Source organism: Rhizobium sp. ZX09 (assembly GCF_017357485.1).
GTDB classification, from domain to species: Bacteria; Pseudomonadota; Alphaproteobacteria; order Rhizobiales; family Rhizobiaceae; genus Agrobacterium; species Agrobacterium pusense.
Map to the genome: position 1 here is coordinate 967,724 of NZ_CP031364.1, position 26,758 is coordinate 994,481.

General features: G+C 59.9%; 20 protein-coding genes. 14 read left to right on the plus strand and 6 right to left on the minus strand.

What is annotated here, in order from left to right; all coding sequences use genetic code 11:
* Positions 1-96 precede the first annotated feature (96 nt).
* Together BTN45_RS19150 and soxR are read left to right on the plus strand one after the other, a co-directional pair.
* A complete protein-coding gene (locus BTN45_RS19150) occupies positions 97-2,202 on the plus strand; it encodes a TonB-dependent siderophore receptor (RefSeq protein WP_207590575.1) in 2,106 nt (701 codons plus the stop codon).
* A 156-nt stretch (positions 2,203-2,358) separates the two neighbouring features.
* Positions 2,359-2,814: a redox-sensitive transcriptional activator SoxR gene (gene soxR, locus BTN45_RS19155; protein WP_003584914.1), complete on the plus strand. Its 456-nt coding sequence runs from the start codon at positions 2,359-2,361 to the stop codon at positions 2,812-2,814.
* 30 nt (positions 2,815-2,844) lie between these two features.
* Here the strand turns inward: soxR and amyA are convergent, their stop codons facing one another.
* The 6 genes from amyA to BTN45_RS19185 all read right to left on the minus strand — a co-directional run bounded on the left by amyA (position 2,845) and on the right by BTN45_RS19185 (position 10,641).
* Positions 2,845-4,332 (minus strand): alpha-amylase, encoded by a 1,488-nt coding sequence (gene amyA, locus BTN45_RS19160; protein ID WP_060942235.1) that lies wholly within the window; start codon positions 4,330-4,332, stop codon positions 2,845-2,847.
* A 111-nt stretch (positions 4,333-4,443) separates the two neighbouring features.
* On the minus strand, positions 4,444-6,174 hold the full coding sequence (locus BTN45_RS19165) for a biotin carboxylase N-terminal domain-containing protein (protein ID WP_207590576.1): 1,731 nt from the start codon (positions 6,172-6,174) through the stop codon (positions 4,444-4,446).
* On the minus strand, positions 6,171-7,781 hold the full coding sequence (locus tag BTN45_RS19170) for a 5-oxoprolinase/urea amidolyase family protein (protein WP_207591679.1): 1,611 nt from the start codon (positions 7,779-7,781) through the stop codon (positions 6,171-6,173). Before BTN45_RS19170 ends, BTN45_RS19165 begins: the two co-directional genes overlap by 4 nt.
* A gap of 7 nt (positions 7,782-7,788) precedes the next feature.
* Positions 7,789-8,598, minus strand: a complete 810-nt coding sequence (locus BTN45_RS19175) for a putative hydro-lyase (protein ID WP_207590577.1) — start codon at positions 8,596-8,598, stop codon at positions 7,789-7,791.
* Positions 8,599-8,609: 11 nt separating this feature from the next.
* Entirely contained in the window at positions 8,610-9,377 is a 768-nt protein-coding gene (locus BTN45_RS19180) for a 5-oxoprolinase subunit PxpA (protein WP_207590578.1), read from the minus strand.
* A 22-nt stretch (positions 9,378-9,399) separates the two neighbouring features.
* Positions 9,400-10,641, minus strand: a complete 1,242-nt coding sequence (locus BTN45_RS19185) for an NRAMP family divalent metal transporter (protein WP_006699920.1) — start codon at positions 10,639-10,641, stop codon at positions 9,400-9,402.
* A 266-nt stretch (positions 10,642-10,907) separates the two neighbouring features.
* On the opposite strand from BTN45_RS19185, the gene BTN45_RS19190 reads away from it, so the two are divergent.
* The 12 genes from BTN45_RS19190 (at position 10,908) to BTN45_RS19245 (ending at position 26,742) form a co-directional block, all read left to right on the plus strand.
* Positions 10,908-11,573 (plus strand): GntR family transcriptional regulator, encoded by a 666-nt coding sequence (locus BTN45_RS19190; RefSeq protein ID WP_004437233.1) that lies wholly within the window; start codon positions 10,908-10,910, stop codon positions 11,571-11,573.
* Positions 11,574-11,672: 99 nt separating this feature from the next.
* Positions 11,673-12,260: an ANTAR domain-containing response regulator gene (locus BTN45_RS19195; RefSeq protein ID WP_207590579.1), complete on the plus strand. Its 588-nt coding sequence runs from the start codon at positions 11,673-11,675 to the stop codon at positions 12,258-12,260.
* A gap of 33 nt (positions 12,261-12,293) precedes the next feature.
* Entirely contained in the window at positions 12,294-13,589 is a 1,296-nt protein-coding gene (locus BTN45_RS19200; RefSeq protein ID WP_207590581.1) for a CmpA/NrtA family ABC transporter substrate-binding protein, read from the plus strand.
* A gap of 376 nt (positions 13,590-13,965) precedes the next feature.
* On the plus strand, positions 13,966-15,258 hold the full coding sequence (locus tag BTN45_RS19205; protein WP_207590583.1) for a CmpA/NrtA family ABC transporter substrate-binding protein: 1,293 nt from the start codon (positions 13,966-13,968) through the stop codon (positions 15,256-15,258).
* A gap of 113 nt (positions 15,259-15,371) precedes the next feature.
* Positions 15,372-16,265 (plus strand): nitrate ABC transporter permease, encoded by an 894-nt coding sequence (gene ntrB / locus BTN45_RS19210; RefSeq protein WP_207590585.1) that lies wholly within the window; start codon positions 15,372-15,374, stop codon positions 16,263-16,265.
* Between the two features lie 13 nt (positions 16,266-16,278).
* On the plus strand, positions 16,279-17,076 hold the full coding sequence (locus tag BTN45_RS19215) for an ABC transporter ATP-binding protein (protein WP_207590587.1): 798 nt from the start codon (positions 16,279-16,281) through the stop codon (positions 17,074-17,076).
* A 5-nt stretch (positions 17,077-17,081) separates the two neighbouring features.
* Positions 17,082-19,529: a nitrite reductase large subunit NirB gene (gene nirB / locus BTN45_RS19220; RefSeq protein ID WP_022563290.1), complete on the plus strand. Its 2,448-nt coding sequence runs from the start codon at positions 17,082-17,084 to the stop codon at positions 19,527-19,529.
* A gap of 5 nt (positions 19,530-19,534) precedes the next feature.
* Complete coding sequence (nirD, locus tag BTN45_RS19225; RefSeq protein ID WP_207590588.1) at positions 19,535-19,870, plus strand: nitrite reductase small subunit NirD; 336 nt, start codon at positions 19,535-19,537, stop codon at positions 19,868-19,870.
* Positions 19,871-20,108: 238 nt separating this feature from the next.
* Positions 20,109-22,757: a nitrate reductase gene (locus BTN45_RS19230; RefSeq protein ID WP_207590592.1), complete on the plus strand. Its 2,649-nt coding sequence runs from the start codon at positions 20,109-20,111 to the stop codon at positions 22,755-22,757.
* Positions 22,729-24,195, plus strand: coding sequence for a siroheme synthase CysG (gene cysG / locus BTN45_RS19235; protein WP_207590593.1), 1,467 nt, complete (start codon positions 22,729-22,731; stop codon positions 24,193-24,195). The genes BTN45_RS19230 and cysG overlap by 29 nt, the downstream gene beginning before the upstream one ends.
* 141 nt (positions 24,196-24,336) lie before the next feature.
* Positions 24,337-25,110, plus strand: coding sequence for a DeoR/GlpR family DNA-binding transcription regulator (locus BTN45_RS19240; RefSeq protein WP_006699927.1), 774 nt, complete (start codon positions 24,337-24,339; stop codon positions 25,108-25,110).
* A 108-nt stretch (positions 25,111-25,218) separates the two neighbouring features.
* Positions 25,219-26,742 (plus strand): glycerol-3-phosphate dehydrogenase, encoded by a 1,524-nt coding sequence (locus tag BTN45_RS19245; RefSeq protein ID WP_207590594.1) that lies wholly within the window; start codon positions 25,219-25,221, stop codon positions 26,740-26,742.
* Positions 26,743-26,758 lie beyond the last annotated feature (16 nt).

Consider the following 26,758-nt stretch of genomic DNA (forward strand, 5'->3'; position numbering starts at 1 on the left):
TAGAATTTAGAACTGTTCGAAAACAAACCTGTTGCACCCGCACCCCCCTCGTAAATAAGTGGGGTGAAATTCTCAAGTTAAATGCGGGGGCATAACATGGAATTGAAGTACCGGGGCTGCAAAAAGGCTTCGATGACAATAAAGACTACTTTTTCGGCAGCAATGGCGGGAACCGCGTTAAATATTGCTCTGCCCGCTTTTGCGCAGCAGGCATCCGAAAATACCACTGTTCTTGAGCAGATCGTCGTCACCGCGTCCGGTTTCGAGCAGAATGTAAAAGACGCTCCGGCCAGCATCACCGTCGTCAGACGGGAGGATCTGGAAAAGGGCGCGTATCGCGACCTGACTGACGCCCTGCGCGAAGTGCAGGGCGTGTCCGTCACCGGGATCGCCAACGAAAAGGATGTTTTCATCCGCGGCTTGCCGGGCGCCTATACGTTGATCCTCGTTGACGGCAAGCGGCAGAGCACGCGCGATGCCCGCACGAATGGCAACTCCGGCTTCGAACAGAGCTTCGTGCCGCCGGTTTCGGCGATCGAACGTATCGAAGTGGTGCGCGGTCCCATGTCCTCGCTTTATGGCTCGGATGCCATGGGCGGCGTGATCAACATCATCACCCGCAAGGTCGGCGACGTCTGGTCGGGCTCCGTCACCACCGAGGGCACGGTTCAACAACATTCGAAATTCGGCAACAGCGGCCAGGTCTCCTGGTATGCGAACGGTCCGATCCTCAAGGATCAGCTTGGTCTGCAGCTCTGGGGCAGGGGCTTCACGCGCGGCGAAGACCGCATTTTGAGCGGGACCACCGGCGCCAGGGAATATGATTTCAACGGCCGCCTGACGTTTACGCCGAACGAAGATCACGACATCTATCTCGAGGGTGGCAAGACAAGGCTACGCCGGAGCGCCGAGCCTGGCGAATCGCTCGCGGCCAATAGCGACGGCACCTACAACATCAACACGCGTGACCACTGGTCACTCTCGCACACCGGCCGCTGGGGACCGACCACATCCGAATTCTCGTTGCAGCAGGAATGGGCGGAACGCACCAATTTCACCAGAAACATCCGAACCGGCCGCGTGACTGAAAATGCACGCTCGCCGGAGGTGCGCAATACCGTGCTCGATGGCAAGTTCACCACGCCTTTCGAGCTCTTCGGCAACCACACACTGGTCACGGGCGGCCAATATTTCGAGGCACGGCTGACGGACCAGAACCCGGGCCGCCGTACCGGCCGGGACGAGACGTTTTCGGCCACGCAATGGGCTCTATTCCTTGAGGATGAGTGGCGCATCGTCGACAATTTCGCGCTGACGGGCGGGCTTCGCCTCGATAACCATGAAAAATACGGCAATCATTTCAGCCCGCGTCTTTATGGCGTCTGGAGCGCCACGGAAGAGCTGACCATCAAGGGCGGCGTTTCCACCGGTTTCCGCGCACCGGAAATCCGTCAGATCGCGCCGGGTTATGCCTATACGACAGGTGGGGGCGGTTGCACCTATGGTCCGAGCGGCACCTGCGGTGTGATCATCGGCGATCCCAACCTCGAAGCGGAAAAAAGCACGAGTTACGAAGTGGCGGCACTTTGGGAGAATGGTGACGTCGCTCTGGGGGCCACCTATTTCTACACCGATTTCAAGGACAAGATTTCCAACGCGCTGGTGCTCAATCCCGATGGAACGCCTGTCCGCTGGAGCGAAGACCGCAACTACCGCCTCTGGTATAATTACAATATCGACGATGCGGTCATTCAGGGTGTGGAATTGACGGCGACCTGGTACGCGACGCCGGAACTGACGCTGCGCGGCAACTATACCTATACGCATTCCGAACAGAAGACCGGTGATTACCAAGGTTTTCCATTGGCGCGGACACCGGAGCATATGGCCAATCTGCGCGGCGACTGGGTGACACCGATCGATGGTCTTGAAGCCTGGGCCTCGCTGAATTACCACGGATCGGAAATCAATGCCGGCCCGCGCATCGGCACGAACGGCACGCCGGTGACGATCAACGGCAAGGCCGGTCGAAAATATGACGCCTACACCACGCTTGATATCGGCGCGAAATATGCGGTCGCCGAAAATGTCGATCTCAATGCCGCCGTCTACAACGTCTTCGACAAGGATGTCGGCACCGACGATTTCAACACCGTCATGGAAGGCCGTCGTTTCTGGATCAGCATGACAGCGAAGTTCTGATCCAGTCATAGCCGCGAAATTCGGAGGCGCCATCGGGCGCCTCTTTTTTTGACCGTTGGTCTATTGACCTCAACTATGGTTGAGGAATTATACCGGCTGCTCTTCGTTGTGTTTCCGCGTTTCCGAGCGGAAATCGGTCCGGAAGCAGGAGCCAGAATGGAAAATACCATACTCAAACACAGCCTGACGGTGGGAGAGGTTGCCCGCCGCAGCGGCATCGCCGTCTCCACCATCCATTTTTACGAGGCGAAGGGATTGATCGAGGGCTGGCGCACCGCCGGCAATCAACGCCGTTATCATCGCGCGGTTCTGAGGCGCATCGCCATCATCCGCATTGCACAGCGGGCGGGTATACAGCTGAGCATCATCAGGGACGCGATGGCCGACCTGCCGCAGGATCGGGTGGCGACAACAGCCGACTGGCGCAGGTTCTCCCAATCCTGGCGGGAAATGCTCCAGCTCCGCATCAACAACCTGATCATGCTGCGCGACCAGCTTACCGGCTGTATCGGTTGCGGGTGCCTTTCGCTGGATGATTGTCCGTTGCGCAATCCGAACGATGTTCTCGCCGATAACGGCGCAGGTCCCCGCCGCCTCGTTTCGGCAGAGTGAGCATAATTTTCGGACCGTTAGCCTTGTTGCTCACCCGGATTCGGCTGGCACCCAAACGCTGACACTGCCGCCATTGGTGAGGAAGACGCCCTTGCCGCTCTCATCGAGGGTGATCTCCTCTTGACGGTGCCCGAGGAAGTCGCGCCAGACCGCCCTTGCATGATCCGGACCGAGATCGACATGCTTTTCCGCCGGTTCGCCATTCGACATCACCACGACACAGCCCGGCGCATCGGCGGTGCCATGGCGAATGAAGGCGATGCAGTTCGGGTCATCGAAAATGTCCGTCTGTACGCCATTGGCGAAACGGCTGCGCGCCTCTATGAGCTTCGGCAGGCATTCGATGGCCGGCATATCGATTTTGTACTCATTGCCGTCATTACCCGTGTCGGTATAGCTCGTGCCGAACAGATCGGGATAAAAAACGCAAGGCACGCCGTTTTCACGCAGCAATATGATCGCATAGGCGAGGGGCTTGAACCAGGGCTCCACCGGAGCCTCCAGCGATTGCAATGGCTGGGTGTCGTGGTTATCGACGAGCGTGACGGCGTGATCGGGAACGGCGGAAACAAGCGCACCATCGAAAATGCTGCGCATGTCAAAATCACCCCCCTGTTTCGACGCGTCGTGGAAGCTGTGGTGAAGGGCGACATCGAAAAGCATCAGCTGCTTGTCGACGAGTTCGAGATAGCTCTTCAAGGCCTCAAGATCGGGGTGCCAATATTCCGCTACGACGAAAAGATCGGGGTCAATAGTCTCGCGCATATGGCCGACCCAGTCGCGGAAGAACCATGCCGGAATATGTTTCGCAGCATCCAGACGGAAGCCGTCCACCTGGACCTGCTCGGAAAGCCAGCGGCCCCAATATTTGAGCTCTTCATAGACGGCCCGATTGCGAAACTCGACATCCGCGCCCATCAGATAGTCGAAATTGCCGTTCTCCTGGTCGACTTCCTCGTTCCACTCACCGTCGCCATACTCGTTGACGAGCCGGAAAATGCCGTCTTCGGTCGGCTCTTCGATGTGATCGACGCCGCTGAAACATTTCTGGTCCCAGATGAATTTGGAATGCGCGCCGCCTCGGCCGGGAAAGGTGAAACGTGTGTAAGCGAGTGCGGAAAAATCCTCGTCGTCGATATCCGTGCGATCGTCGGGATTGACGCGGCGAACCCGTACCTTTTCCTTCTCGTCGGCACCCATCTTGTGATTGAGAACGACGTCGTGAATGACACGGATGCCATTCTCTTTCAGCGTCTTGCCCGCATGCTCTAGGGCACCACGATCACCGTATTTGGTGGCGACGGTGCCCTTCTGGTCAAATTCGCCGAGGTCGAAGAGATCGTAGGTGTCATATCCAACCGAATAACCGCCGGCGGCGCCCTTGTAGGCGGGCGGCAGCCAGACGTCGGTAATGCCCATTTTGGCAAGGCTTTCGGCCTTCTCGGCCACCTCGCTCCATAATTTCCCTCCGTCCGGATAATACCAATGGAAGAATTGAAGCAAGGTGCGTCCGGCCATATGTCCCTCACGATGGTTAGCAGGTCGCGCCATAAACGGCCCGGTGACGAAAGGGTTCCGCCACCGGGGATGCGCGATCTGCGATTATGAGGTCGTTGCGGCGCTTCAATATTAGCCGGCTATTTCGAGCACCCTATCGCCGGCCTGAAGATAGTCGCCTTCCTTGCCGATCAGGCGGACCCTGCCGGCCCTGGTGGCGACAATCTGCGTCTCCATCTTCATTGCTTCCATGATTGCCAGGAGATCACCTTCCGAGACCGTGTCGCCATCTTTTACCTTGAAGGACTGCAAGGTGCCGGAAACGGGAGCAGTGATTTCACCCTCGTTCTTGTCGACCGCAGTGCCGGAAACGGACGCCTGGCCGCCGTTGACGCTGCCGAGGCTGGAAAGGAGAATGCTGGGCAGGCCGACCGAAACACGCTTTCCGTCAATCTCGAGATAGGTTCGTGTCATGGAAGGATCGTCGGCCGGTGCCGGGCGCTCCATGGCGTCGGGCATGGCGGCAAAATCGGTTTCGATCCAGCGGGTGTGAACCTTGAACCCATCCGTGCCGATGAAGTCGTCCGTCTCGATCGCGGCGCGATGGAACGGAAGAACGGTCGCGATACCCTCGATGCGGAATTCCTTCAGCGCGCGGCGGGCACGGCGCAGGACCTGATCTCGGTCGACACCTGTCACGATGAGCTTCGCCATCAGCGAGTCGAAGACACCAGGCACGACGGAGCCGCTGACGACACCGCTATCCATGCGAATGCCGGGACCGGACGGCGCGTCGAAAACCGAGATCGAGCCGGGCGTCGGCAGGAAGCCGCGGCCAGGGTCTTCGGCATTGATGCGGAACTCCATGGAGTGCCCGCGCGGTTCGGGCGTTTCGAGGACACGCAGCTTCTGACCTTCGGCAATACGGAACTGTTCGATGACGAGATCGATGCCGGTGGTTTCCTCGGTGACAGGATGTTCCACCTGCAGGCGCGTATTGACCTCGAGGAAAGAAATGGTGCCGTCAACGCCGAGCAGGAATTCGACGGTGCCGGCGCCGGAATAACCGGCTGCGGCGCAGATCGCCTTGGCGGCGTCATGGATTTTCTGGCGCTGCTCATCGGACAGGAAGGGGGCTGGAGCCTCTTCGATCAGTTTCTGGTTCCGGCGTTGCAGCGAGCAGTCGCGGGTGCCGAGAACAAGCACATTGCCGTGTTTATCGGCCAGAACCTGCGCTTCTATATGGCGCGGCCGGTCAAGGAAGCGCTCGAGAAAGCATTCGCCACGACCGAAGGCGGCGGTTGCTTCGCGCACGGCGGATTCGTAGAGGTCGGCGATCTCCTCCATTTTCCATGCAACCTTCAGACCTCGGCCGCCCCCGCCATGGGCGGCTTTGATGGCGACGGGCAGGCCGTGTTGTTCGGCAAAAGCGATGACTTCTGTGGCAGAAGAAACCGGACCGTCGCTGCCGGCCACCAGCGGTGCGCCGACGCCGGTGGCGATGCGCCGTGCTTCGACCTTGTCGCCCAGCGCCTCGATGACATGAGGATCCGGCCCAATCCAGATCAAGCCGGCATCGATGACGGCCTTTGCGAATTCCGCGCGTTCAGAAAGGAAGCCGTAACCCGGATGGACGGCATCTGCGCTGGCGCGTTTAGCAATCGAGATCAGCTTGTTGATATCGAGATACGTCTCGGCGGGCCGCACGCCTTCCAGCGCATAGGCTTCATCCGCCAGCCGGACGAAAAGCGCGTCCTGATCGGGATCGGCATAAACGGCGACCGATTTCAGGCCGTAATCGCGACAGGCGCGGATGATGCGCACCGCGATCTCGCCGCGATTGGCAATCAGCACTTTTTTCATCGCTTTTCTCCTCGGAATTCTATGTTTTTGGCCGCGATTTCGGCAAAGGGGCCGATCGGGCGGAATTTGATTTTGGCGTTGACCGGGACCTGCCCGGCAAGATCGAGATGATATTCCGCTACTGCGCCGATGACGGGATAACCACCGGTTAGCGGGTGATCGGCAAGGAAAAGAACCGGCTGGCCGCTATGGGGAATCTGGATCGCGCCCGTTGCCGTGCCTTCGCTCGGCAACTCGGCGCTGTCCTTGCGTTCCACCGGCACGTCGCCTGAGAGGCGAATGCCGACCCGGTTCGATTGTGGGGTGACCTGCCAGAGCTGGCCAGTCAGCGTCTCGATACCACTCTGCGTGAACCAGTCCGTTCGGGGCCCGAGAACGACATCCAGTGTCACGACCTCACCCGTTGCCGGCGGCTCGAAAGCCGGAACCTCGTCGATCGATACGCTGGAAAGGCCGGACGTCTCACCCTTGAGCGGCAGGATGGCGCCTGCACCGACCGGCTCCGGGCCGACAACGGCAAGTGTATCCGTCGCGAAACTGCCGAGCACCGGCTCGACATCGAAGCCACCGCGCACCGCGAGATAACAACGCATACCTTTCGATGGCTGGCCGAAAGTGACCACATCACCGGCCTCAAGGGAAACCGGTGAATGCGCCTTTGCCACGAAACTGCGATCTGCCGCCGTTATGGTGATGGGGCAGGGGGCGCCGGCTGTGCCAATGACTGCTCGGCTCGTGCTCCTGAAAGAAAAACCGCCGAGCGTCAGTTCGAGGCACGGCGTATTGACCGGATTGCCGACGATACGGTTTGCGGCGTTGAACGCGCCGCGATCCAGCGCGCCGGAGGCCGATACGCCCTGTCCGGTCTGGCCAAAACGGCCGAGATCCTGGAAGATTGCCGGCATCGGAGCGGCGAGCACCTCGAAATGCGGGCCGTCCTTTGTTTGCCCTTTTTCGCGCTGTGTCGGGGCCGGAATGTCGACCGATCTGCCGGCCTTGTCCATGTCGAAGAAACGGACCCGGTAACCCGGCTGGAAAAGCGCGCCGGGCTCACGGTCGATGTCCCACATCTTCACCGGCGTGGTGCCGATGATCTGCCAGCCGCCGGGGCTGTTTTGCGGGTAGACGCCGCTGAAAGCACCGGCCAATGCTACGGAGCCGGCCGGAATACGGGTGCGCGGGCTTTGCCGGCGCGGGACATGCAGCGCGGGATCGCCTCCGATCAGATAACCAAAACCGGGAGCGAAGCCGCAGAAGGCAACGGTGAATTCGCTTTCGGTGTGCCGGCGGATAACCTCTTCGATGCTCAGGCCGGTTAGTTCGGCAACATCTGCAAGGTCTTCGCCATTATAACGGACGGGGATTTCGACAAGATTGTCCGACGGCGCGATCTTTGCCGAGAGATCGCGGCTCGCAAGCCGCACAGCCAGCGCTTCGGAGCCGATCTTCTCGGGCCGGAACCGGATCATCAGCGTGCGGGCAGCCGGCACCGTCTCTTCTATACCTTCGATGGGATCGTTCTGCAGCGAGGCGAAAAGCGCCAGCGTTTCATCGAGATCGGCGAGTTCGACAAGAATGGTGGTGAGGCTGACGGGAAGAAAACGCATCATATCCTCACGCGTGATAGGCGGTGTCGGGAATGTCGGTGATGAACATGTGTCCCGGCGCATGGGTAATGGCAAAGGGAACACCGGATGCCATCACGGCGGCCTGTGGGGTGACGCCGCAGGCCCAGAAGACCGGAACCTCGCCGGGTTCGATCCGCACCGCGTCGCCGAAATCGGGCTTTGCGAGATCGGTAATGCCGATCTCCTCGGGCGCACCCACATGCACGGGCGAACCATGCACCGCTGGAAAACGTCCCGAAATGGTTGCCGCATCAGCGACGCGCGACGCCGGGATCGGCCGCATGGAAACGACCATATTGCCCTTCAGCCGACCGGCCGGACGGCAGGGGCGGTTGGTGAGATACATGGGCACATTGCTCTTGTCCGTCATATGGCGGATTTCGATACCCGCCTCCACCATCGGTGTTTCGAAGGTGAAGCTGCAGCCAATGAGGAAGGCGACGAGATCGTCGCGCTCAGCCCATGCGGCGGTGGCATCAGCGGTTTCCTCAACAAGCTTGCCGTCACGCCAGATGCGATAAAGCGGCAGATCAGTCCTGAGATCGGCGCCAGGCGCCAGAAGAGTGGTCGGCGATCCGGGATCGGAGACGTCGAGTACCGGGCAGGGCTTGGGATTGCGTTGCGCATAAAGCAGGAAATCGAAAGCCCAGTCGCGCGGCAGCACGATCATGTTCGCCTGCGTGAAGCCGGGCGCGATGCCGGAGGTAGGGGCGACAAGACCAGCGCGATAGGTGGCGCGGGCCTTGCGGGCGGCGTCCGCGTCCGTGTGATTGAGATAGGATGTGGGTATCGTCATCGGCTATCCTTTCAGCGATTGGATGCAAAAGAGCGGATGTCGATGCCAGCAGCCTCGAAGCGCCGGCGGATTTCCTGGGCGATGGCGACCGCACCGGGGCTGTCGCCATGTACACAGATGGATTGCGCCTCGATTTTTATAATACTGCCATCGATCGCCTCCAGCGTGCCTTCGCGCGCAAGCTGCACCATGCGGTCGGCAATTTTTGCCGCGTCATGTAATACGGCACCGGCTTCCCGGCGGGAAACGAGCTGGCCCTGAGGCGTATAGGCGCGGTCGGCAAAAGCTTCGGCAACGACGGCAAGACCGGACTTGCGGGCGAGATCGAGGATGGGCGCGTTCGCAAGGCCCATCAACACCAGTGAAGAATCTATGGCCTTGATGCCGTCGATCACGGCCTGCCCCTGTTTCGCATCATTGGCGATGCGGTTGTAAAGTGCGCCATGCGGCTTCACGTAACGCACCGTGGTGCCCGCAGCGGCGGCAACACCCTTCAGCGCGCCTATCTGGTAGATGACATCGGCAATCAGTTCTTCCGAGGTGGCGTCCAGATCGCGGCGGCCGAAGCCGACGCGGTCAGGATAGGAGACATGGGCGCCAACGACCACGCCCTTTTCGGCAGCGGCCTTGACGGTGCGGTAGATGCCGGCCGGGTCGCCTGCGTGAAATCCGCAGGCGATGTTGGCGCTGGAAACGATGGCGAGCATCGCCTCGTCATCACCCATACGCCACGCGCCGTAACTTTCGCCAAGATCGCTGTTGAGATCGATAGCGGCCATGTTTGCCTCCCTTGGTTTTTGCTTACAGGCCGAGCAGGCCGAAGATGGTGCCGGCTGACTTGTAGCCCATGTACCATGTCAATGCGCAAGTCAGAACGCCGAGTACCAGCAGAACACGCGAGTAGCGGTGGCCACCCATCAGGTCTTCACGTTTCCATGCGGCAAACAGGAAGATGCTGAGGCCGATGGGCAGAATGAGGCCGTTCAGGCCGCCGACAAAGACCAGCATGGCGGCGGGCGGCGTCGTGATCAGCAGGTAGCAGACGAGCGAGACCGCGATGAAAACGACCGTCGCCATGTTGCGGGCACGTTCGGTCATGTCCTGCTTGAAAACGGGCAGGAATGAAACGGAGGTATAGGCTGCGCCGATGACGCTGGTAATAGCCGCTGCCCAGAAGATGACGCCGAAGAGGCGGAAGCCGAGATCGCCTGCGGCCGAACGAAAGGCCTGCGCAGCCGGGTTGGCGGCCTGGCTGGAGGTGTCGATGACGACGCCGCTGGCGACGACGCCGAGAATGGCGAGGAACAGCACATAACGCATGACGCCGGTGACGGCGATGCCGGTCAGCGCGGCGCGGTTGACGGCCGGCAGGTTTTCGATGCCAACCATGCCGCGATCCAACAGCCGATGCGCGCCGGAATAGGTGATATACCCGCCAACAGTGCCGCCGACGATGGTGGTGATGGTCGCAAAATTGATCGTGTCCGGCAGAAAGGTCTGGCGGAAAGCGTCGCCCACTGGTGGTGCGGAAACGAAGGCCACATAGAGCGTGAGCACGATCATCAGGATGCCGGCGAAAATGATGAACCGGTCGACCGCAAGGCCCGCCCGCTTGGAAACGAAGATGGCGATGGAGAAGACAGCGCTGATGGCGCCACCGATTTTCGGATCAAGTCCGAAAATGGCGTTGAGACCAAGGCCGGTGCCGCCAATATTGCCGATGTTGAAGAAAAGACCGCCAACAATGACGAGGATGGCCAGAAGATAACCGGAACCGGGAATGGCAGCGTTCGCGATATCGGATGCGCGCATGCGCGTCAGCGTGACGATACGCCAGATGTTGAGCTGAACGACGAAGTCGATGAGAATGGAGGCGAGGATGCCGAAGGCAAAGGCGGCGCCCAGCTGCGTGGTGAATGTCGCCGTTTGGGTAATGAATCCCGGACCGATGGCGGATGTGGCCATCAGGAAGATCGCTCCCAGAAGCGATGCGCGTTTTGAAATTTTTAGATCGGCAGTCGGGGTGAGCTTATTCTGCTCCATGGATTTTCTCCGCTCCATTTGCAATCCGCCCCTCGCGGATGCTTTATGAGAGCGAGTTTGTCCTGTTCCGCGAAATTGTCAATATTGTTCAACAATAAATAATAATCGTTCTCTTATTTTGTCTATTTGTTGGACGTTATGCGCATGAATTCAGCATGTTTTTTTCGTGCTTTGCTAATGCTTTGTGCTATGGGCAGAACATGCCGTGTCCGAACATGCCTGTCACGGAATTCCCGATGCTGCATTGCTCTTAGGAAAGGAGCGCCATGACGGAAACGATAGAGGGTCTGCCGCTTGCGGATCGATTGGCCAAGGGTATTCGTACCCTGCTGATATCAGGTGAGCTGGCGCCGGGTCAGCGCCTGTCAGAGGCAGCCTTCAGTGAACGTTTCGATGTCTCCCGCAATTCGCTGCGCGAGGCATTCCGGCTTTTGACCAAGGATGGGCTTCTGCGTCATGAGGCCAATCGCGGTGTGTTCGTCGCAGTTCCCACCATGTCCTCGGTCATCGATATCTACCGGGTGCGGCGCATGGTGGAATGCGGCGCGCTGCGGCAGGCCTGGCACAAGCACCCCGCGATCAAAACGATGCGGGCGGCGGTTGAGGATGCGAAGGTGAAGCGTGAGGCTGCTGATTGGCTGGGCGTGGGCAGCGCCAACATGAAATTTCATGCCGCTGTTGTTGATCTCCTCGACAGTGCCCGGATCAGCGATTTTTACGAGCGTATCGCCGCTGAACTCAGGCTGTGTTTCGGTCTCTTGAAAGATCCCGAACAGCTTCATTCTCCATTTGTCGACATGAACAGCAAGATTCTGTCACTGATGGAGGAAGGCAAGGCGCAGGAAGCGGGCGACGAGATGGACACCTATCTCAATCTTTCAGAGCGTACGGTCCTGAAAGCGCTCGAACGTGCCGTGGAACACGCCTCCTGACATAGCGGGCGGCGGCGGCGAAAGTCTCGTGCCGTACTGTTTCACTTTTGCCGATCAGGGCGATTGCCAAGTTTGATGCGCTGCGTCATCAATGCTGGCATGACGCTTCGCGACCTGACAATTCTCGTTATCGACGAAAACGCGATCCGCGCTTCCATCATAGAGGAGGGCCTGCGCGAGGCGGGCTATCAGCGCGTTACCGTCATCCACGAGGTGAACGGGGTGGCGCGCACCATCGAGACGCTGCAGCCTGATGTCATTTTCATCGATCTTGAAAATCCAAATCGTGACATGATGGAGCATCTGTTTCAGCTCACCCGCACGGTTGGCCGGCCTATCGCCATGTTTGTCGATCGTTCCGACACCGCCTCCATCGAGGCAGCCGTCGAGGCCGGTGTCTCCGCCTATGTGGTGGACGGGTTGAAGAAAGAGCGTGTGAAACCGATTCTCGATATGGCGGTCAGCCGCTTCAATGCTTTCAGCCGCCTGCAGCGGGAACTGGCCGATGCGAAATCGGCGCTTGAGGAGCGCAAGGGCATCGAACGCGCCAAAGGCATATTGATGAAGATGCGCGGCCTTTCCGAAGAAGAGGCCTTTGCACTTCTGCGGCAAACGGCAATGAACGAGAAAAAGAAGATATCCGAGATCGCGCAAAGCGTGGTCACCGCGGCCGGTCTGTTGATGTGACGAAGACCAGCCGGACAGCGTGGAGTGAATAACATGGCGGCACCGGAACAAACGGCAGGACCAGACAGCGGAGCGACGAGAGCCCCGGGCGCACCGGCAAGGGTCGGCAGTGACCGGCAGAAAATCCTGCGTGCTGGCTTTATACCCCTTGTTGACGCATCGGTTCTTATCGCAGCGGCCGAATTCGGCTTTGCAGAACGCGAGGGCATTGCGCTCGATCTCGTGAAAGACGTTTCCTGGGCAAATGTGCGTGACCGGCTGGCGTTCCGGCAATTCGACATTGCCCATATGCTATCGCCAATGCCAGTCGCCTCCATGCTCGGGCTCGGTTCTAACCCGTCGCCGACGATTACGCCTTTTTCACTCGGACGCGGCGGCAATGCGATCACGCTTTCGACCCGCCTGTTTGACCGCATGAAGGCCGTGACCGGACTTTCCGAAACGGCGGGAGCGCTCGAAAATGCTGAGGCGCTGAAGCGTGTGCTTGATGATATGCGTGCCCGCGGCGAGCCGCCACCGACGCTTGGCATGACCTACCCGTTTTCCTCGCATAATTACGAATTTCGCTACTGGCTTGCCGCTGGCGGCATTCACCCCGACAACGATGTCAAGCTTGTGGTCGTGCCGCCGCCGTTGACATCGGATGCGCTCGCTGCGGGAGCGATTGACGGTTTCTGCGTTGGAGCGCCGTGGAATATCGTCGCCGCCGAACGCGGTGTCGGCCGGATCGTTGCCGCCAAGCAGGATTTGTGGCCTTCCGCACCCGAAAAGGTCATCGGCATGCGGCCCGAATGGGCGGCAAACCAACAAGAAGCGGTCGGACGGCTGCTGACGGCGCTTGATGCGGCCGCGCGCTGGTGCGACCTTGCAGAAAATCACGATGAACTAAGCCGGGCCCTTGCCGATCCGCGTTACATCGGAGCGCCTGAGGCGATTATCCGTCGTGTGCTTGCCGGTGAATTCAGCATTGATAGCCGCGGGAATAGGCGCGTGATCGACAAATATTTCACCTTTCATGGCGGCCATGCGAATTATCCCCGGCAAAGTCAGGCTTTGTGGATTTACAGCCAGATGATCCGCTGGGGGCAGGCGGAATTTTCTCGCAAAGGCGTGGCGACCGCCTTGTCTTCCTACCGGCCGGATATTTACCGGGCGGTGCTGGGCGACGCCAATGCACCTGATGATGCCGATATCCGTGTCGAAGGGCAGGAAGAAGGTGATCGTTTCGTAGATGGCCTTATATTCGATCCCGCCGACATAGAAGGCTATGTGAAGAAATTTTCAGTACGTACATCTACGGCTGTTTCTCACGCTTCCGGTGAGGCATAAACGGTCCCCAAGCTGGTCAAGCTGCGTAAAATTCAAGCGCGGGATTTCTCGATTTGCCCAAATGCAAGTCAAGAAGATCCCTGATTAAAATTTAATCGTATGGCTCATCTCCTGAGATACGCCTTTCTTTTCAGGGTCATAATCTAATTTTGATAAACTGGCACGCCTTTTGCTTTTTGTTTTTCGCACCGGTCAACGGCGATCGGAGCGAGCAGGGCGCGGCATAGGCGCTTTCAAAGACACAGACGTCGCAAGGTTTTGCAGTCCGGACTTCTCCCGTCCGCAGACGCAAACACCGAGCGGCGTTTTTTTATTTTCCGGTTTTTTCGCAAGCGAAAACGTCACCCACGGGTGGCCCAATAAGGGGAACATGCGAATGAAAAAGATATTCTCCGGCGCTGTCAGCCGCCGCGCGATTTTGAAGACCACGGCCACCGCAGCCCTTGTCAGTGCGGTACGCGGCGCGTTTCCCTCCGGGGCTTTCGCAGCCACCGCCGAGCCTGAGGTCAAAGGCGCAAAACTCGGCTTCATCGCACTCACCGACGCCGCACCGCTCGTTATCGCCGCGGAAAAGGGCCTCTTCGCCAAGCATGGCATGCCTGACGTCGAGGTTCTGAAGCAGGCGTCATGGGGCGCAACGCGCGACAATCTGGTGCTCGGCGGCGCCTCGAACGGTATTGACGGCGCGCATATTCTGACACCGATGCCGTATCTGATGCATACGGGCAAGGTAACCCAGAACAATGTGCCAGTGCCGATGACAATCCTCGCCCGCCTGAACCTCGACAGCCAGGGCATCTCCGTCGCCAGGGAATATGCAGATACCGGCGTTCAACTCGATGCCTCCAAACTGAAGGCGGCGTTCGAGAAAAAGAAGGCGGAAGGCAAGGAAATCAAGGCCGCGATGACGTTCCCGGGCGGCACGCATGATCTCTGGATCCGCTATTGGCTTGCCGCCGGCGGTATCGATCCCGACAAGGACGTTTCCACCATCGTCGTTCCGCCGCCGCAGATGGTCGCCAACATGAAGGTTGGCAACATGGACGTCTTCTGTGTGGGCGAGCCCTGGAACGAGCAGCTGGTCAATCAGGGCATCGGCTTTACTGCCTGTACGACAGGCGAACTCTGGAAGGGCCATCCGGAAAAGGCGCTCGGCATGCGCGCCGACTGGGTGGAAAAGAACCCCAACGCCACCAGGGCGCTGCTGATGGCGGTCATGGAAGCGCAGCAATGGTGCGACGAGATGGCGAACAAGGAAGAAATGTCCACCATCCTCGGCAAACGCCAGTGGTTCAACGTGCCGCCAAAGGATGTGCTTGGCCGTCTGAAGGGCAATATCAATTACGGCAACGGCCGCGTGCTCGAAAACACCGGTCTGCAGATGAAGTTCTGGCAGGACCATGCCTCCTATCCCTTCCGCAGCCACGACAGCTGGTTCATCGCGGAAAACATCCGCTGGGGCAAATTCGCGCCCGACACCGATGTGAAGGCGCTGGTTGCGAAGGTGAACCGAGAGGATATCTGGCGCGCGGCCGCCAAGGATCTCGGCGTAACCGATCTGCCCGCTTCCACCTCACGCGGCAAGGAAACCTTCTTCGACGGCAAGGTCTTCGACTCGGAAAACCCGTCGGCCTATCTCGAAAGCCTGTCCATCAAGGCGGCCTCCTGAGGAGGAGAACCGGACGTCGCCCTTCATCCGCCGGCCGTGCTTCCCAACCGGTGAGGCTGAAGACCGGGTGAGGGGCGAGCCCAGACCGTAACCGACATCAAGAGGAAATGCCCATGTCCGCATTGGCCCGAAAATTCAACGAAGAGCCGCAGCAGCAGGCAGCGAAGAAGGCAAATGTCGTGGCGCTTGCGCCGAAACAGTCGCCGCGGATTGATCTGCGCAAATGGGCTGTGGTAGCGGCCCGCAACATCATCCCGCCGTTTGCCGTTCTCGCCATTCTGCTTGCTGTCTGGCAGCTGCTCTGTTCCGCCCCTGGCGCCTCCCTGCCGCCGCCGAGCCAGGTTTTCGAGGAGAGCTACGATCTCATCGTATCGCCGTTCTTCCATAACGGCTCGCAGGATATAGGTCTCGGCCTGCGCGTGCTGGTCTCGCTGGAGCGGGTGGCCTACGGTTTCGGCCTTGCCGCCATCGCCGGCATCATTCTCGGGGCTGTCATCGGCCAGTCGGTCTGGGCGATGCGCGGGCTCGATCCGATCTTTCAGGTGCTGCGCACCGTGCCGCCGCTCGCCTGGCTGCCGCTTTCACTGGCCGCCTTTCAGGACAGCAATCCGTCGGCCATTTTCGTGATCTTCATCACCTCCATCTGGCCGGTCATCATCAATACCGCAGTCGGCGTGCGCAACATTCCGCAGGATTACCGCAACGTGGCGCAGGTGCTGCGGCTGAACCAGCTCGAATTCTTCTTCAAGATCATGCTGCCATCAGCAGCACCCTACATCTTCACCGGCCTGCGCATCGGCATCGGCCTGTCATGGCTCGCCATCGTGGCGGCGGAAATGCTGACCGGCGGCGTCGGCATCGGCTTCTTCATCTGGGACGCTTGGAATTCCTCGCGCCTGCCCGACATCATCGTGGCACTCGCCTACATCGGCGTCGTCGGCTTCATGCTCGACAAGCTGGTGGCGGCGCTCGGCAAGGTCATCACCCGCGGCGCTGCGGCCAACTGAAAGGGCGATAACTATGAACGCATATCTCAAGCTCGATCACATCGACAAATATTTCGACAAGGGCGGCTCGCGCGCCGATGTGCTGAAAGGCATCAACCTCACTATCGAAAAGGGTGAATTCGTCTCGGTCATCGGCCACTCCGGTTGCGGCAAATCCACCATGCTGAACCTCATCGCCGGGTTGACGAAAGTCTCCGCCGGTGCCGTGCTCCTCGAAAACCGGGAGGTCAACGAACCCGGACCTGAACGCGCCGTCGTGTTTCAGAACCACAGCCTGCTGCCGTGGCTTTCGGTTTATGAAAACGTCAATCTCGCTGTCGAGAAGGTCTTTCGCAACACCAAGACCCGCCCCGAGCGGCATGACTGGGTCATGCGCAATCTCGATCTCGTTCAGATGGGGCACGCGAAAGACAAAAAGCCTTCGGAAATTTCCGGCGGCATGAAACAGCGTGTCGGCATTGCCCGGGCGCTCGCCATGGAGCCGAAAATCCTGCTGCTGGACGAGCCTTTCGGGGCGCTGGATGCGCTGACCCGCGCTCATCTTCAGGATGCGGTGATGGAAATCCACGCCCGGCTCGGCAACACCATGGTCATGATCACCCATGATGTGGACGAGGCGGTGCTCTTGTCCGACCGTATCGTGATGATGACCAACGGTCCCGCCGCCCATATCGGCGAAGTGCTTGAGGTGCCGCTGGCACGTCCGCGCCACCGCATCGAGCTTGCATCCGACAAGACCTACCTCAAATGCCGCGAGGCTGTGCTGAAGTTCCTTTACGAACGTCACCGCTTCGTCGAAGCCGCGGAGTAACGACCATGACGCAGAAACTCGTCATCATCGGTAATGGCATGGCGCCGGGGCGCATGCTGGAAAACCTGTTCGAAACCGCGCCCGGCCTCTACGATGTCACCATTTTCAACGCCGAGCCGCGTGTTAATTACGATCGCATCATGCTCTCGCCGGTGCTTTCAGGCGAAAAGAGCTACGAGGACATCGTCATCCACAATGACGACTGGTATGCGGCCAATAATGTGACGCTGCACAAGGGTGCGAAGGTCACCGGTATCGATCGGGACAAAAAGACCGTCACCAGCGAAAACGGTATTACGGCTTCCTATGACAAGCTGGTGATCGCCACCGGTTCTCTGCCCTTCATCATTCCCGTCCCCGGCCATCAATTGCCCGGCGTACTCGCCTATCGCGATCTCGATGATGTGACGAAGATGCTGGAGATCGCAGAAGGAAAGGGCCGCGCCATTGTCATCGGCGCCGGGCTTCTCGGGCTGGAAGCCGCCTATGGTCTCAAGCGTCAGGGAATGGACGTCACCGTCATCCACCTGATGCCGACGATCATGGAGCGTCAGCTTGATCCGGCAGCGGCCTATCTTCTGGAGAAGGCGCTCACCGAGCGCGGCATCGACATCATCACCAAGGCCAATACCAAATGCATTCTTGGCAAGGAGAAGGTCGAGGGCATAGAGCTGGAAGACGGCAGGATCATCAAAGGCGACATGGTGGTGATGGCGGTCGGTATCCGTCCCGCTTCCGGTCTTGCCAGGGAAGCCGGTCTTGCCGTCAATCGCGGTATCGTCGTTGACGATGGCATGATGACGTCGGACGCCTCGATCTATGCGCTCGGCGAATGCGCGGAACATCGCGGCATGTGCTACGGGCTGGTTGCCCCGCTTTATGAATCGGCCCGGGTGTTAGCCGACCGCCTTTGCGGCGGTTCGGCCGAATATCACGGCTCCGTCACTAACACGAAGCTCAAGGTCACCGGCATCAACCTGTTTTCCGCCGGCGATTTCGCAGAAGGCGACGACCGCGAGGAAATCGTGCTGCGTGATGCCACGGCCGGCGTCTATAAGCGCCTCATCCTCAAGGAAAACCGCATCATCGGTGCGGTGCTTTACGGCGAGACGGCGGATGGGTCGTGGTTCTTCGATCTGATGAAGAAGTCCACCGATATTTCCGCCATGCGCGAAACCCTGATTTTCGGCCAGGCCTATCAGGGAGGGTCGCCGCTGGACCCTATGGCGGCCGTTGCAGCCTTGCCGGATGATGCGGAAATCTGCGGCTGCAACGGCGTTTGCAAGGGTAAGATCACCTCGTCCATTACCTCCAAGGGATTGACGTCTCTGGATGATGTGCGCGCCCACACCAAGGCTTCCGCCTCCTGCGGCAATTGCACCGGTCTTGTCGAACAGCTGATGACGCTGACGCTCGGCGACAGTTATAACCCCGCTGCCGTGCAGCCCATGTGCAAATGCACCGATCTCGGCCACGACGATGTACGCCGTCTCATCAAGGCCAAGGGTCTTAAGACCATTCCAGCCGTGATGCAGGAGCTTGAGTGGAAAACCTCCTGCGGCTGTGCGAAATGCCGGCCGGCGCTCAATTATTACCTCGTCTGCGACTGGCCGGATGAGTATGCCGATGATTACCAGTCGCGTTACATCAATGAGCGTGTTCACGCCAATATCCAGAAGGATGGGACCTATTCCGTCGTGCCGCGCATGTGGGGCGGTGTGACATCCTCTTCCGAACTTCGGGCGATTGCCGATGTGGTCGACAAGTTCGAAATCCCGATGGTTAAGGTGACGGGCGGCCAGCGCATCGACCTTCTCGGCATCGAGAAGGAGGATTTGCCCGCGGTCTGGGCCGATCTCGGCAAGGCCGGGTTCATTTCCGGCCAGGCCTATGCCAAGGGCTTGCGCACCGTGAAGACCTGTGTCGGCCAGCAATGGTGCCGCTTCGGCACGCAGGATTCCACCGGGCTTGGCATCCGCATTGAAAAATTCATGTGGGGCTCGTGGACACCCGCCAAGCTGAAGCTTGCCGTTTCCGGCTGTCCGCGCAACTGCGCCGAGGCCACCTGCAAGGATATCGGCGTCATCTGCGTCGATTCCGGGTTCGAAATCCATTTCGCCGGTGCCGCCGGCCTCGATATCAAGGGCACGGAAGTTCTGGGTCTTGTCAGAACCGAGGATGAAGCGCTGGAGCATATCGTGGCGCTCACCCAGATGTACCGCGAGCAGGCGCGCTACCTTGAGCGCATCTACAAATGGGCCAAGCGCATCGGCTACGACGAGGTTCGTCGCCAGATCATGAATGATGCGGAGAAGCGTCGGGCCTATTTCGAACGCTTCGTCTTCAGCCAGAAATTCGCGCAGGTCGATCCCTGGTCCGAGCGTGTGTCCGGCCACGACAAGCACGAATTCAGGCCCATGGCGGCAATCGGTTTCAGCGAGGCAGCGGAGTGAGAACGATGGAAGGCAACTGGGTCGATATTGGTGACATCTCCGACATCCCACTGCGCGGCGCACGGTGCGTAAAAACGCCGGTGGGCAAGATCGCCGTGTTCCGCACAGCGGAAAATCATGTCTTCGCCATCGAGGATCATTGCCCGCACAGGGGCGGGCCGCTGAGCCAGGGCATCGTGCATGGCGCTTCGGTGACGTGTCCCTTGCATAATTGGGTCATTTCGCTGGAAACCGGCAAGGCCTTGGGGGCGGATGAGGGCGAGGTGAGGACCATTCCGGTGCGTAATCTGGATGGAAGGCTTTCGATAGCGCTCGAAACCCTGATGATTGCGGCGGAGTGAATTGCGATGGCGGTGGCTTTACCCCCCTTTGCCCTGCCGGGCATCTCCCCCTCAAGGGGGAAGATCGACAAGCGGAGGGCTCCTCGTTCCCTCTCCACCGGCGACGACGCCAGTTGTGAATGGAAGTTTGTGCCGCGATTGATCTCCCCCCTTGAGGGGGAGATGCCCGGCAGGGCAGAGGGGGGTAAGCGCTACACGTTGAGGCGGCGGAACCGCCACACGCTGAGAGGGCAAACCCATGCCCGTTGAAACCAAAACCACCTGTCCCTATTGCGGCGTCGGCTGCGGCGTCATCGCCACCGTCAACGACGATGGCATCGTTTCCATCAGAGGCGATCAGGACCACCCCGCCAATTTCGGCCGGCTGTGCTCCAAGGGCTCGGCCCTCGCCGAAACCATCGACCTTGAAGGACGCATTCTTCACCCTGAGATCAATGGCAAACGGGCGACATGGGACGAAGCGCTTGATCTCGTCGCTTCCCGCTTCTCCGACACCATTGCCGAACGTGGCCCGGATTCGGTTGCCTTTTACGTCTCCGGCCAATTGCTGACCGAGGATTATTACCTCGCCAACAAGCTGATGAAGGGTTTCATCGGTTCGGCCAATATCGATACCAACTCAAGGCTCTGCATGTCGTCCTCGGTCGCCGGCCATCGCCGCGCTTTCGGTGCCGATACGGTGCCGGGCACCTATGAGGATATGGAGCTTGCCGATCTGGTGATCCTCACCGGTTCCAATCTCGCCTGGTGCCATCCCGTTCTCTACCAGAGGCTAGCGGCGGCAAAGGCGGCACGGCCGGAAATGAAAGTCGTTGTCATCGATCCGCGTCGCACGATGAGCGCCGATATTGCCGATATGCACCTCGCCATCCGCCCGGATGGAGACGTGGCCTTGTTTACCGGCCTGCTGGCGCATCTTTCCGGTAGTCCTGCAGTCGATCACGCCTTTGTGGAAGATCACACGGTCGGTTTTGATGCCGCGATGCAGGCAGCAACCGAATATAGCCTGCCTGATATCGCTGAGGCCACCGGGCTGACGATTGCCGAACTGATTTCCTTTTACGAATTGTTCGAACGCACCGAAAAAACCGTCACCTGTTACAGCCAGGGCGTCAACCAATCGCAAAGCGGCACCGACAAAGTCAACGCTATCATCAATTGCCACCTTGCGACCGGTCGCATCGGCAGGCCCGGCATGGGACCGTTTTCGCTGACCGGTCAGCCGAACGCCATGGGCGGGCGCGAGGTCGGCGGGCTGGCCAACATGCTGGCCGCCCATATGGCCATCGAAAGTGCCGGGGATCGTGATCGCGTGCAGCGCTTCTGGGCCTCGCCTGCCATTGCGGAAAAACCCGGCCTCAAAGCCGTTGATATGTTTCGGGCCGTGGCCGATGGCCGCATCAAGGCGCTGTGGATCATGGCAACCAATCCAGTGGTGTCCATGCCTGACGCCGGTGCTGTCGAAGCGGCCATCAAGGCCTGTCCATTCGTCGTGGTGTCCGATGTCATGGACAAGACCGATACGGCGCGCCATGCCCATGTGCTTCTGCCATCGCTTGGCTGGGGGGAAAAAGACGGCACGGTCACCAATTCCGAGCGGCGCATTTCCCGCCAGCGCGGTTTTCTCGATGCACCCGGTGAAGCGAAAGCGGACTGGTGGCAGATGGCGGAAGTGGGCCGGCGCATGGGTTTCGGCGCAGCCTTTGCCTTCCGGCACGCGTCGGAGATTTTCTCCGAACATGCGGCTCTGTCTGGCTTCGAAAATCTGGGCAGTCGCGATTTCGACATCAGTGGCGTCGACCCGAAAGTCTATGACGGGATGGCGCCCTTCCAATGGCCAAGACCGCAGGCAGGTGACGCCGGCACGGCGCGTTTCTTCGCAGATTGCCGGTTTTATCACGCCGATGGCAAGGCGCGGTTCATCGTCACAGCCTTGCCGGAGGTGGACAGAACGTCGGCGGACTATCCGCTGACGCTGAATACCGGGCGCATTCGCGACCAGTGGCATACCATGACCCGCACCGGCAAAAGCGCACGCCTTACCGCCCATATCGCCGAGCCATTCGCCGAGCTTCACCCGCGCGATGCACAGGCGCTGGGCATCGAAAGCGCCGATCTGGTAGAGCTGGAAAGTCCACATGGTAAGGTTCTGCTGCGGGCGTTGATCAGCGAAAGGCAGGCGCGCGGGTCGGTGTTCGCGCCGATGCACTGGAACGACCAGTTCGCCTCGCTGGCGCGGATCGATATGGTTGTGGCCCCGGTCACGGACCCTTATTCCGGCCAGCCCGCCTCGAAAAACACGGGCGTGAGGGCAAGACGTTTCGAAGCGAAGGCTTACGGTTTCGCCATTTCCCGCACCCGGCCCGATGCGCCGGACTGCGCCTATTGGGCGATTGCAAAGGCGGATGGCGGCTATCGCATGGAGCTTGCCTTTGCGGAAGAGCCGCAGGACTGGACGCTCTGGGCACGACAGGTCTTCGGCATCGACGCCGGGATCGAGCCGCTGGGTTACAGCGACCGGCAGACTGGCGATCTCCGCCTTGCCTTTTTCGATGGCGATATACTGCTGGCGGCGCTGTTCATCGCAAGGCGGCCGGTGGCTGTTGCCCGCAACTGGGTGATCTCGCAACTGACCGAGCGCCATGAGGATCTGCGAATGCGGTTTGCGCTGATCGCCGGTCGCCCCGGAGCCGGCCGTCCCGATCCGGGGGCCACGGTCTGCTCTTGCTTCAATGTCGGCGTCAACCAGATCACGGCCGCAGTCCGGGATGGCTGCCATAGCGTCGAAGCCATCGGCAAGGTGTTGAATGCCGGCACCAATTGCGGCTCGTGCCGCGCCGAAATCAAGGAGGTCATCAATGGATGCCTTAAAACCGCAGCGGAATGAACCGGCCCGCATGGAGAAACTCGCCAAGCTGCCGGTTTTCTGGGGGCTTGAGGGCAAGCGCGTGGTGCTGGCGGGCGGATCGGATGGGGCCGCCTGGAAGGCGGAGCTGTTGCTGGCCTGCGGCGCGGAATTGCATGTCTTTTGTGAGAGGGGTGACCTGTCCGAGACATTTGCAGGGCTCGTTGCCAGAGGCACACGCCTGCATTTCCATGCCATGCGCTGGCATAGTGGCATATTCGCCGATGCGGAACTGGCGCTGGCGGATTGCGAAACGGATACGGAGGCGGCAGCCTTTCATGCCGCTGCGCGGGCGGCGGGTGTTCCCGTCAACGTCATCGATAAGCCGGAATTCTGCCAGTTCCAGTTCGGCTCCATCGTCAATCGCTCGCCAGTGGTCGTCTCGATTTCCACCGATGGCGCAGCACCTATTCTGGCTCAGGCCATCCGTCGGCGCATTGAGACATTGCTGCCGCCCTCGCTCAGGGATTGGGGCGCGCTTGCCCAGACCATCCGTGAGCGGGTCAACCTGCGGCTGACGCCAGGTCCGTCCCGGCGGCTGTTCTGGGAGAAATTCGTCGATCGGGCCTTTACCGAAAGGCTGGACGACGACAGCGAAGAACGGTTGCTGACGGCTACCGGAATGCAGGCTTGCGAGGTTGGGGGGCGGGTGACGCTTGTGGGCGCCGGCCCTGGAGACGCCGAACTCCTGACGCTGAAAGCGGTCCGCGCCCTGCAGGCGGCAGATGTCATCCTGTTTGACGATCTTGTCTCAGCCGAGGTGCTGGAGCTGGCGCGGCGGGAGGCCAAGCGCATGCTGGTTGGCAAGCGCGGCGGCCGCGAAAGCTGCAGGCAGGAAGATATCAACGACATGATGATCCGGCTTGCAAAGGCGGGAAAAAGGGTGGTGCGCCTGAAATCCGGCGATCCGATGATTTTCGGGCGCGCCGGTGAGGAGATCGCCGCGCTGGCGGCTGAAAACATTCCCGTCGATGTCGTGCCCGGCATCACCGCGGCAAGCGCCATGGCCTCCCGCCTCGGCATTTCCCTGACCCATCGCGACCACGCCCAGTCGGTGCGCTTCATCACCGGCCATTCCCGTCAGGGAAAGCTGCCGGAGAATATTGACTGGACATCGCTTGCCGACCCCGCCGTAACCACGGTTTTTTACATGGGCGGGCGAACCGTGGCGGCAATCCGGTCCTCCTTGCTCGCCCACGGCATGGACGCCTCGACGCCCGTTGCCGTCGTGGTTTCCGTCACCCGGGCGAATGAGCAGCGCTGGTGCGGCACACTCACGCAACTGTCTGCGGCAATCGAGTGGCTGGGGGTCAACGAGCCCGTTCTGATCGGCATTGGCGATGTGTTCCGCGCCGCTTCCCCGGCGCTGTCCGTGATGGACGCAAAGGAGATCCTTCCGCCCGTTCTGATAGCTCGCTGACGGACCACGCGCCGCCCCGGCGCAAATTTTTGACACACGACGTCGACGCGGCCACCCATGGTCGGCCTAAACCGTCCCTTGACATTGGTTTTTCGTTCGCTCTTCAATAAAACGAAAAAATTGAAAGAGGAGGGCGGGCGAATGTTGCTCACACCGCGTCAGGATGAAATCGTCGCGCTGGCGAAAGCGAACGGGCGAGTGCTGGTCGACGAGCTGGCATCGCGGTTTTCCGTCACCCCTCAGACGATCCGCAAGGACCTGAACGACCTCTGCGATACCCGTGTTCTGACCCGCATCCACGGCGGCGCGCTTTTTCCAAGCGGCAATGAAAATGTCAAATACGAGGCTCGGCGGGCGATTGCTTCCGTGGAGAAACAGGCGATCGGAGCCGCTGCCGCCGCTCTCATTCCCAACAATTCGTCGCTTTTCATCAACATCGGCACGACCACGGAGGCGGTGGGCGAAGCGCTGGCGGATCATCACGAACTGATGGTAATCACGAATAATATAAATGTTGCCAACAGGTTACGTGTTTTCCCGGGTATTGAGGTGGTGATTGCCGGTGGTGTCGTGCGCGGCTCCGATGGCGGCATTGTCGGCGAAGCGGCCGTGGATTTCATTCGCCAGTTCAAAGTGGATTTCGCCGTCATCGGCGTGTCCGCCATCGATGAGGACGGCGCCCTGCTGGATTTCGATTTCCGCGAGGTCAAGGTTGCGCAGGCAATCATCTCCAACGCGCGCCATGTGATTCTGGTATCGGATTCGCTCAAATTCGAACGGACGGCCCCTGTCCGCATCGGCCATCTTTCGCAGGTTCATACCTTCATCACCGATCATTGTCCGATTGATTCCATCCGCGGCATCTGCGCCGATCACGATGTCCGGCTGATCGAGACGGAGGCCCGCGGCACCTGATCCACGGGCTGTCGGAATTTCGTTTGACATTCGTTTTGTCTTCGAATTAGATGGTCGTGCTTTCAATATATCGATGAGGAGAGCGTCGATGAAAGCGCGGGAGGGTGCATGTCTGACGAGGCAATTCACGATATTTTCGTGATCGGCGGCGGTATCAATGGCTGCGGCATTGCGCGCGACGCCGTCGGCAGGGGCTATTCCGTCGCACTTGCGGAAATGAACGATTTCGCCTCCGGTACGTCGTCTGCTGCAACCAAGCTCGTTCATGGCGGCCTGCGTTATCTCGAACATTACGAGTTTCGTCTGGTGCGCGAAGCACTGATGGAACGCGAGGTTCTGTGGGCCATGGCGCCTCATATCATCTGGCCCATGCGTTTCGTGCTGCCCTTCCAGAAGGGCGGTGTGCGGCCGGCCTGGCTCGTGCGTCTCGGGCTCTTCCTTTACGATCATCTTGGCGGCCGCAAGCTTCTGCCCGCCACCCGCTCGCTCGATCTGCGCCGTGATCCGGCCGGAAAGCCTTTGAAACCGATTTTCGCCCGGGCTTTCGAATATTCCGACGGATGGGTCGATGACGCCCGCCTGGTCGTGCTGAACGCCCGTGATGCCGCTGACCGTGGCGCGTTGATCCTCAATCGGACGCAGGTGGTTTCCGCGCGGCGCGACGGCGCGTTCTGGCGGGTCGAGACGAGAAATGCCGCCGGAGAAACGCAGGTCCACCGGGCGCGGATGTTGGTGAATGCCGCCGGTCCATGGGTCGACAGGGTTCTGTCGGCGACCTTCGGCAAAAACAACGTTCACAATGTTCGCCTCGTCCAGGGCAGCCATATCATCGTGCGCAAGAAGTTCTCCGATCCGCGCGCCTACTTCTTTCAGAATCCGGATGGCCGCATCATTTTCGCCATCCCTTACGAACAGGATTTCACACTGATCGGCACGACGGATCGCGACTATACCGGTGACCCCCGGGCTGTTAAGATCAGCGACGAGGAAATCAGCTATCTCTGCAGCGCGGCGAGTGAATATTTTGCCGAACCGGTGAAGCCGGCCGATATTGTCTGGACCTATTCCGGGGTGCGGCCGCTTTTTGATGACGGTGCGTCAAAAGCGCAGGAGGCGACGCGTGATTATGTCTTGAAGACCGAGGGGACCGACGGCGAGGCACCACTTCTCAATATTTTCGGCGGCAAGCTCACCACTTATCGGCGACTTGCCGAACATGCTCTTGAAAAGATCGGCGATGCGCTGGGAACAAAGGGAGCCCCATGGACAGCGGGTTCTCATCTGCCGGGCGGAAATTTCAATGTAGAAGCTTATGCTGCGGAGGTTTCTGCGCTGCTATCGCGTTATCCCTTCATGGAAAAGCGTCATGCGGAGCGGCTTGTACGCTGCTACGGCACCGATGTGGCGGCGATGATAGGCAATGCGACAGACGCGTCGGCGCTTGGGCGGCATTTCGGCGGCACGCTCTACGAAGCCGAAGTTCGCTGGCTGATGGCGCGGGAATGGGCGCTGACGGCGGAGGATATTCTGTGGCGCCGTACCAAGCAGGGGCTTTTTTTGACCCCCGACGAGGTGCGCGGGTTGGAGGACTACATCGATGACATTGCAGGTGGACGATTGAAGGCAATCTGACGATCCGGACAAAAGC

Excerpts from the sequence above, each read along its gene's own strand:
- BTN45_RS19170 (WP_207591679.1), bottom strand. The coding sequence starts at position 7,781 with ATGCGTTTTCTTCCCGTCAGCCTCACCACCATTCTTGTCGAACTCGCC.
- soxR (WP_003584914.1), top strand. The coding sequence starts at position 2,359 with ATGGAAAATACCATACTCAAACACAGCCTGACGGTGGGAGAGGTTGCC.
- amyA (WP_060942235.1), bottom strand. The coding sequence starts at position 4,332 with ATGGCCGGACGCACCTTGCTTCAATTCTTCCATTGGTATTATCCGGAC.
- BTN45_RS19230 (WP_207590592.1), top strand. The coding sequence starts at position 20,109 with ATGCCCGTTGAAACCAAAACCACCTGTCCCTATTGCGGCGTCGGCTGC.
- ntrB (WP_207590585.1), top strand. The coding sequence starts at position 15,372 with ATGTCCGCATTGGCCCGAAAATTCAACGAAGAGCCGCAGCAGCAGGCA.
- BTN45_RS19215 (WP_207590587.1), top strand. The coding sequence starts at position 16,279 with ATGAACGCATATCTCAAGCTCGATCACATCGACAAATATTTCGACAAG.
- nirD (WP_207590588.1), top strand. The coding sequence starts at position 19,535 with ATGGAAGGCAACTGGGTCGATATTGGTGACATCTCCGACATCCCACTG.
- BTN45_RS19195 (WP_207590579.1), top strand. The coding sequence starts at position 11,673 with ATGACGCTTCGCGACCTGACAATTCTCGTTATCGACGAAAACGCGATC.
- BTN45_RS19200 (WP_207590581.1), top strand. The coding sequence starts at position 12,294 with ATGGCGGCACCGGAACAAACGGCAGGACCAGACAGCGGAGCGACGAGA.
- BTN45_RS19175 (WP_207590577.1), bottom strand. The coding sequence starts at position 8,598 with ATGACGATACCCACATCCTATCTCAATCACACGGACGCGGACGCCGCC.
- BTN45_RS19205 (WP_207590583.1), top strand. The coding sequence starts at position 13,966 with ATGAAAAAGATATTCTCCGGCGCTGTCAGCCGCCGCGCGATTTTGAAG.
- BTN45_RS19180 (WP_207590578.1), bottom strand. The coding sequence starts at position 9,377 with ATGGCCGCTATCGATCTCAACAGCGATCTTGGCGAAAGTTACGGCGCG.
- cysG (WP_207590593.1), top strand. The coding sequence starts at position 22,729 with ATGGATGCCTTAAAACCGCAGCGGAATGAACCGGCCCGCATGGAGAAA.
- BTN45_RS19185 (WP_006699920.1), bottom strand. The coding sequence starts at position 10,641 with ATGGAGCAGAATAAGCTCACCCCGACTGCCGATCTAAAAATTTCAAAA.
- BTN45_RS19165 (WP_207590576.1), bottom strand. The coding sequence starts at position 6,174 with ATGAAAAAAGTGCTGATTGCCAATCGCGGCGAGATCGCGGTGCGCATC.
- BTN45_RS19150 (WP_207590575.1), top strand. The coding sequence starts at position 97 with ATGGAATTGAAGTACCGGGGCTGCAAAAAGGCTTCGATGACAATAAAG.
- BTN45_RS19245 (WP_207590594.1), top strand. The coding sequence starts at position 25,219 with ATGTCTGACGAGGCAATTCACGATATTTTCGTGATCGGCGGCGGTATC.
- nirB (WP_022563290.1), top strand. The coding sequence starts at position 17,082 with ATGACGCAGAAACTCGTCATCATCGGTAATGGCATGGCGCCGGGGCGC.
- BTN45_RS19190 (WP_004437233.1), top strand. The coding sequence starts at position 10,908 with ATGACGGAAACGATAGAGGGTCTGCCGCTTGCGGATCGATTGGCCAAG.
- BTN45_RS19240 (WP_006699927.1), top strand. The coding sequence starts at position 24,337 with ATGTTGCTCACACCGCGTCAGGATGAAATCGTCGCGCTGGCGAAAGCG.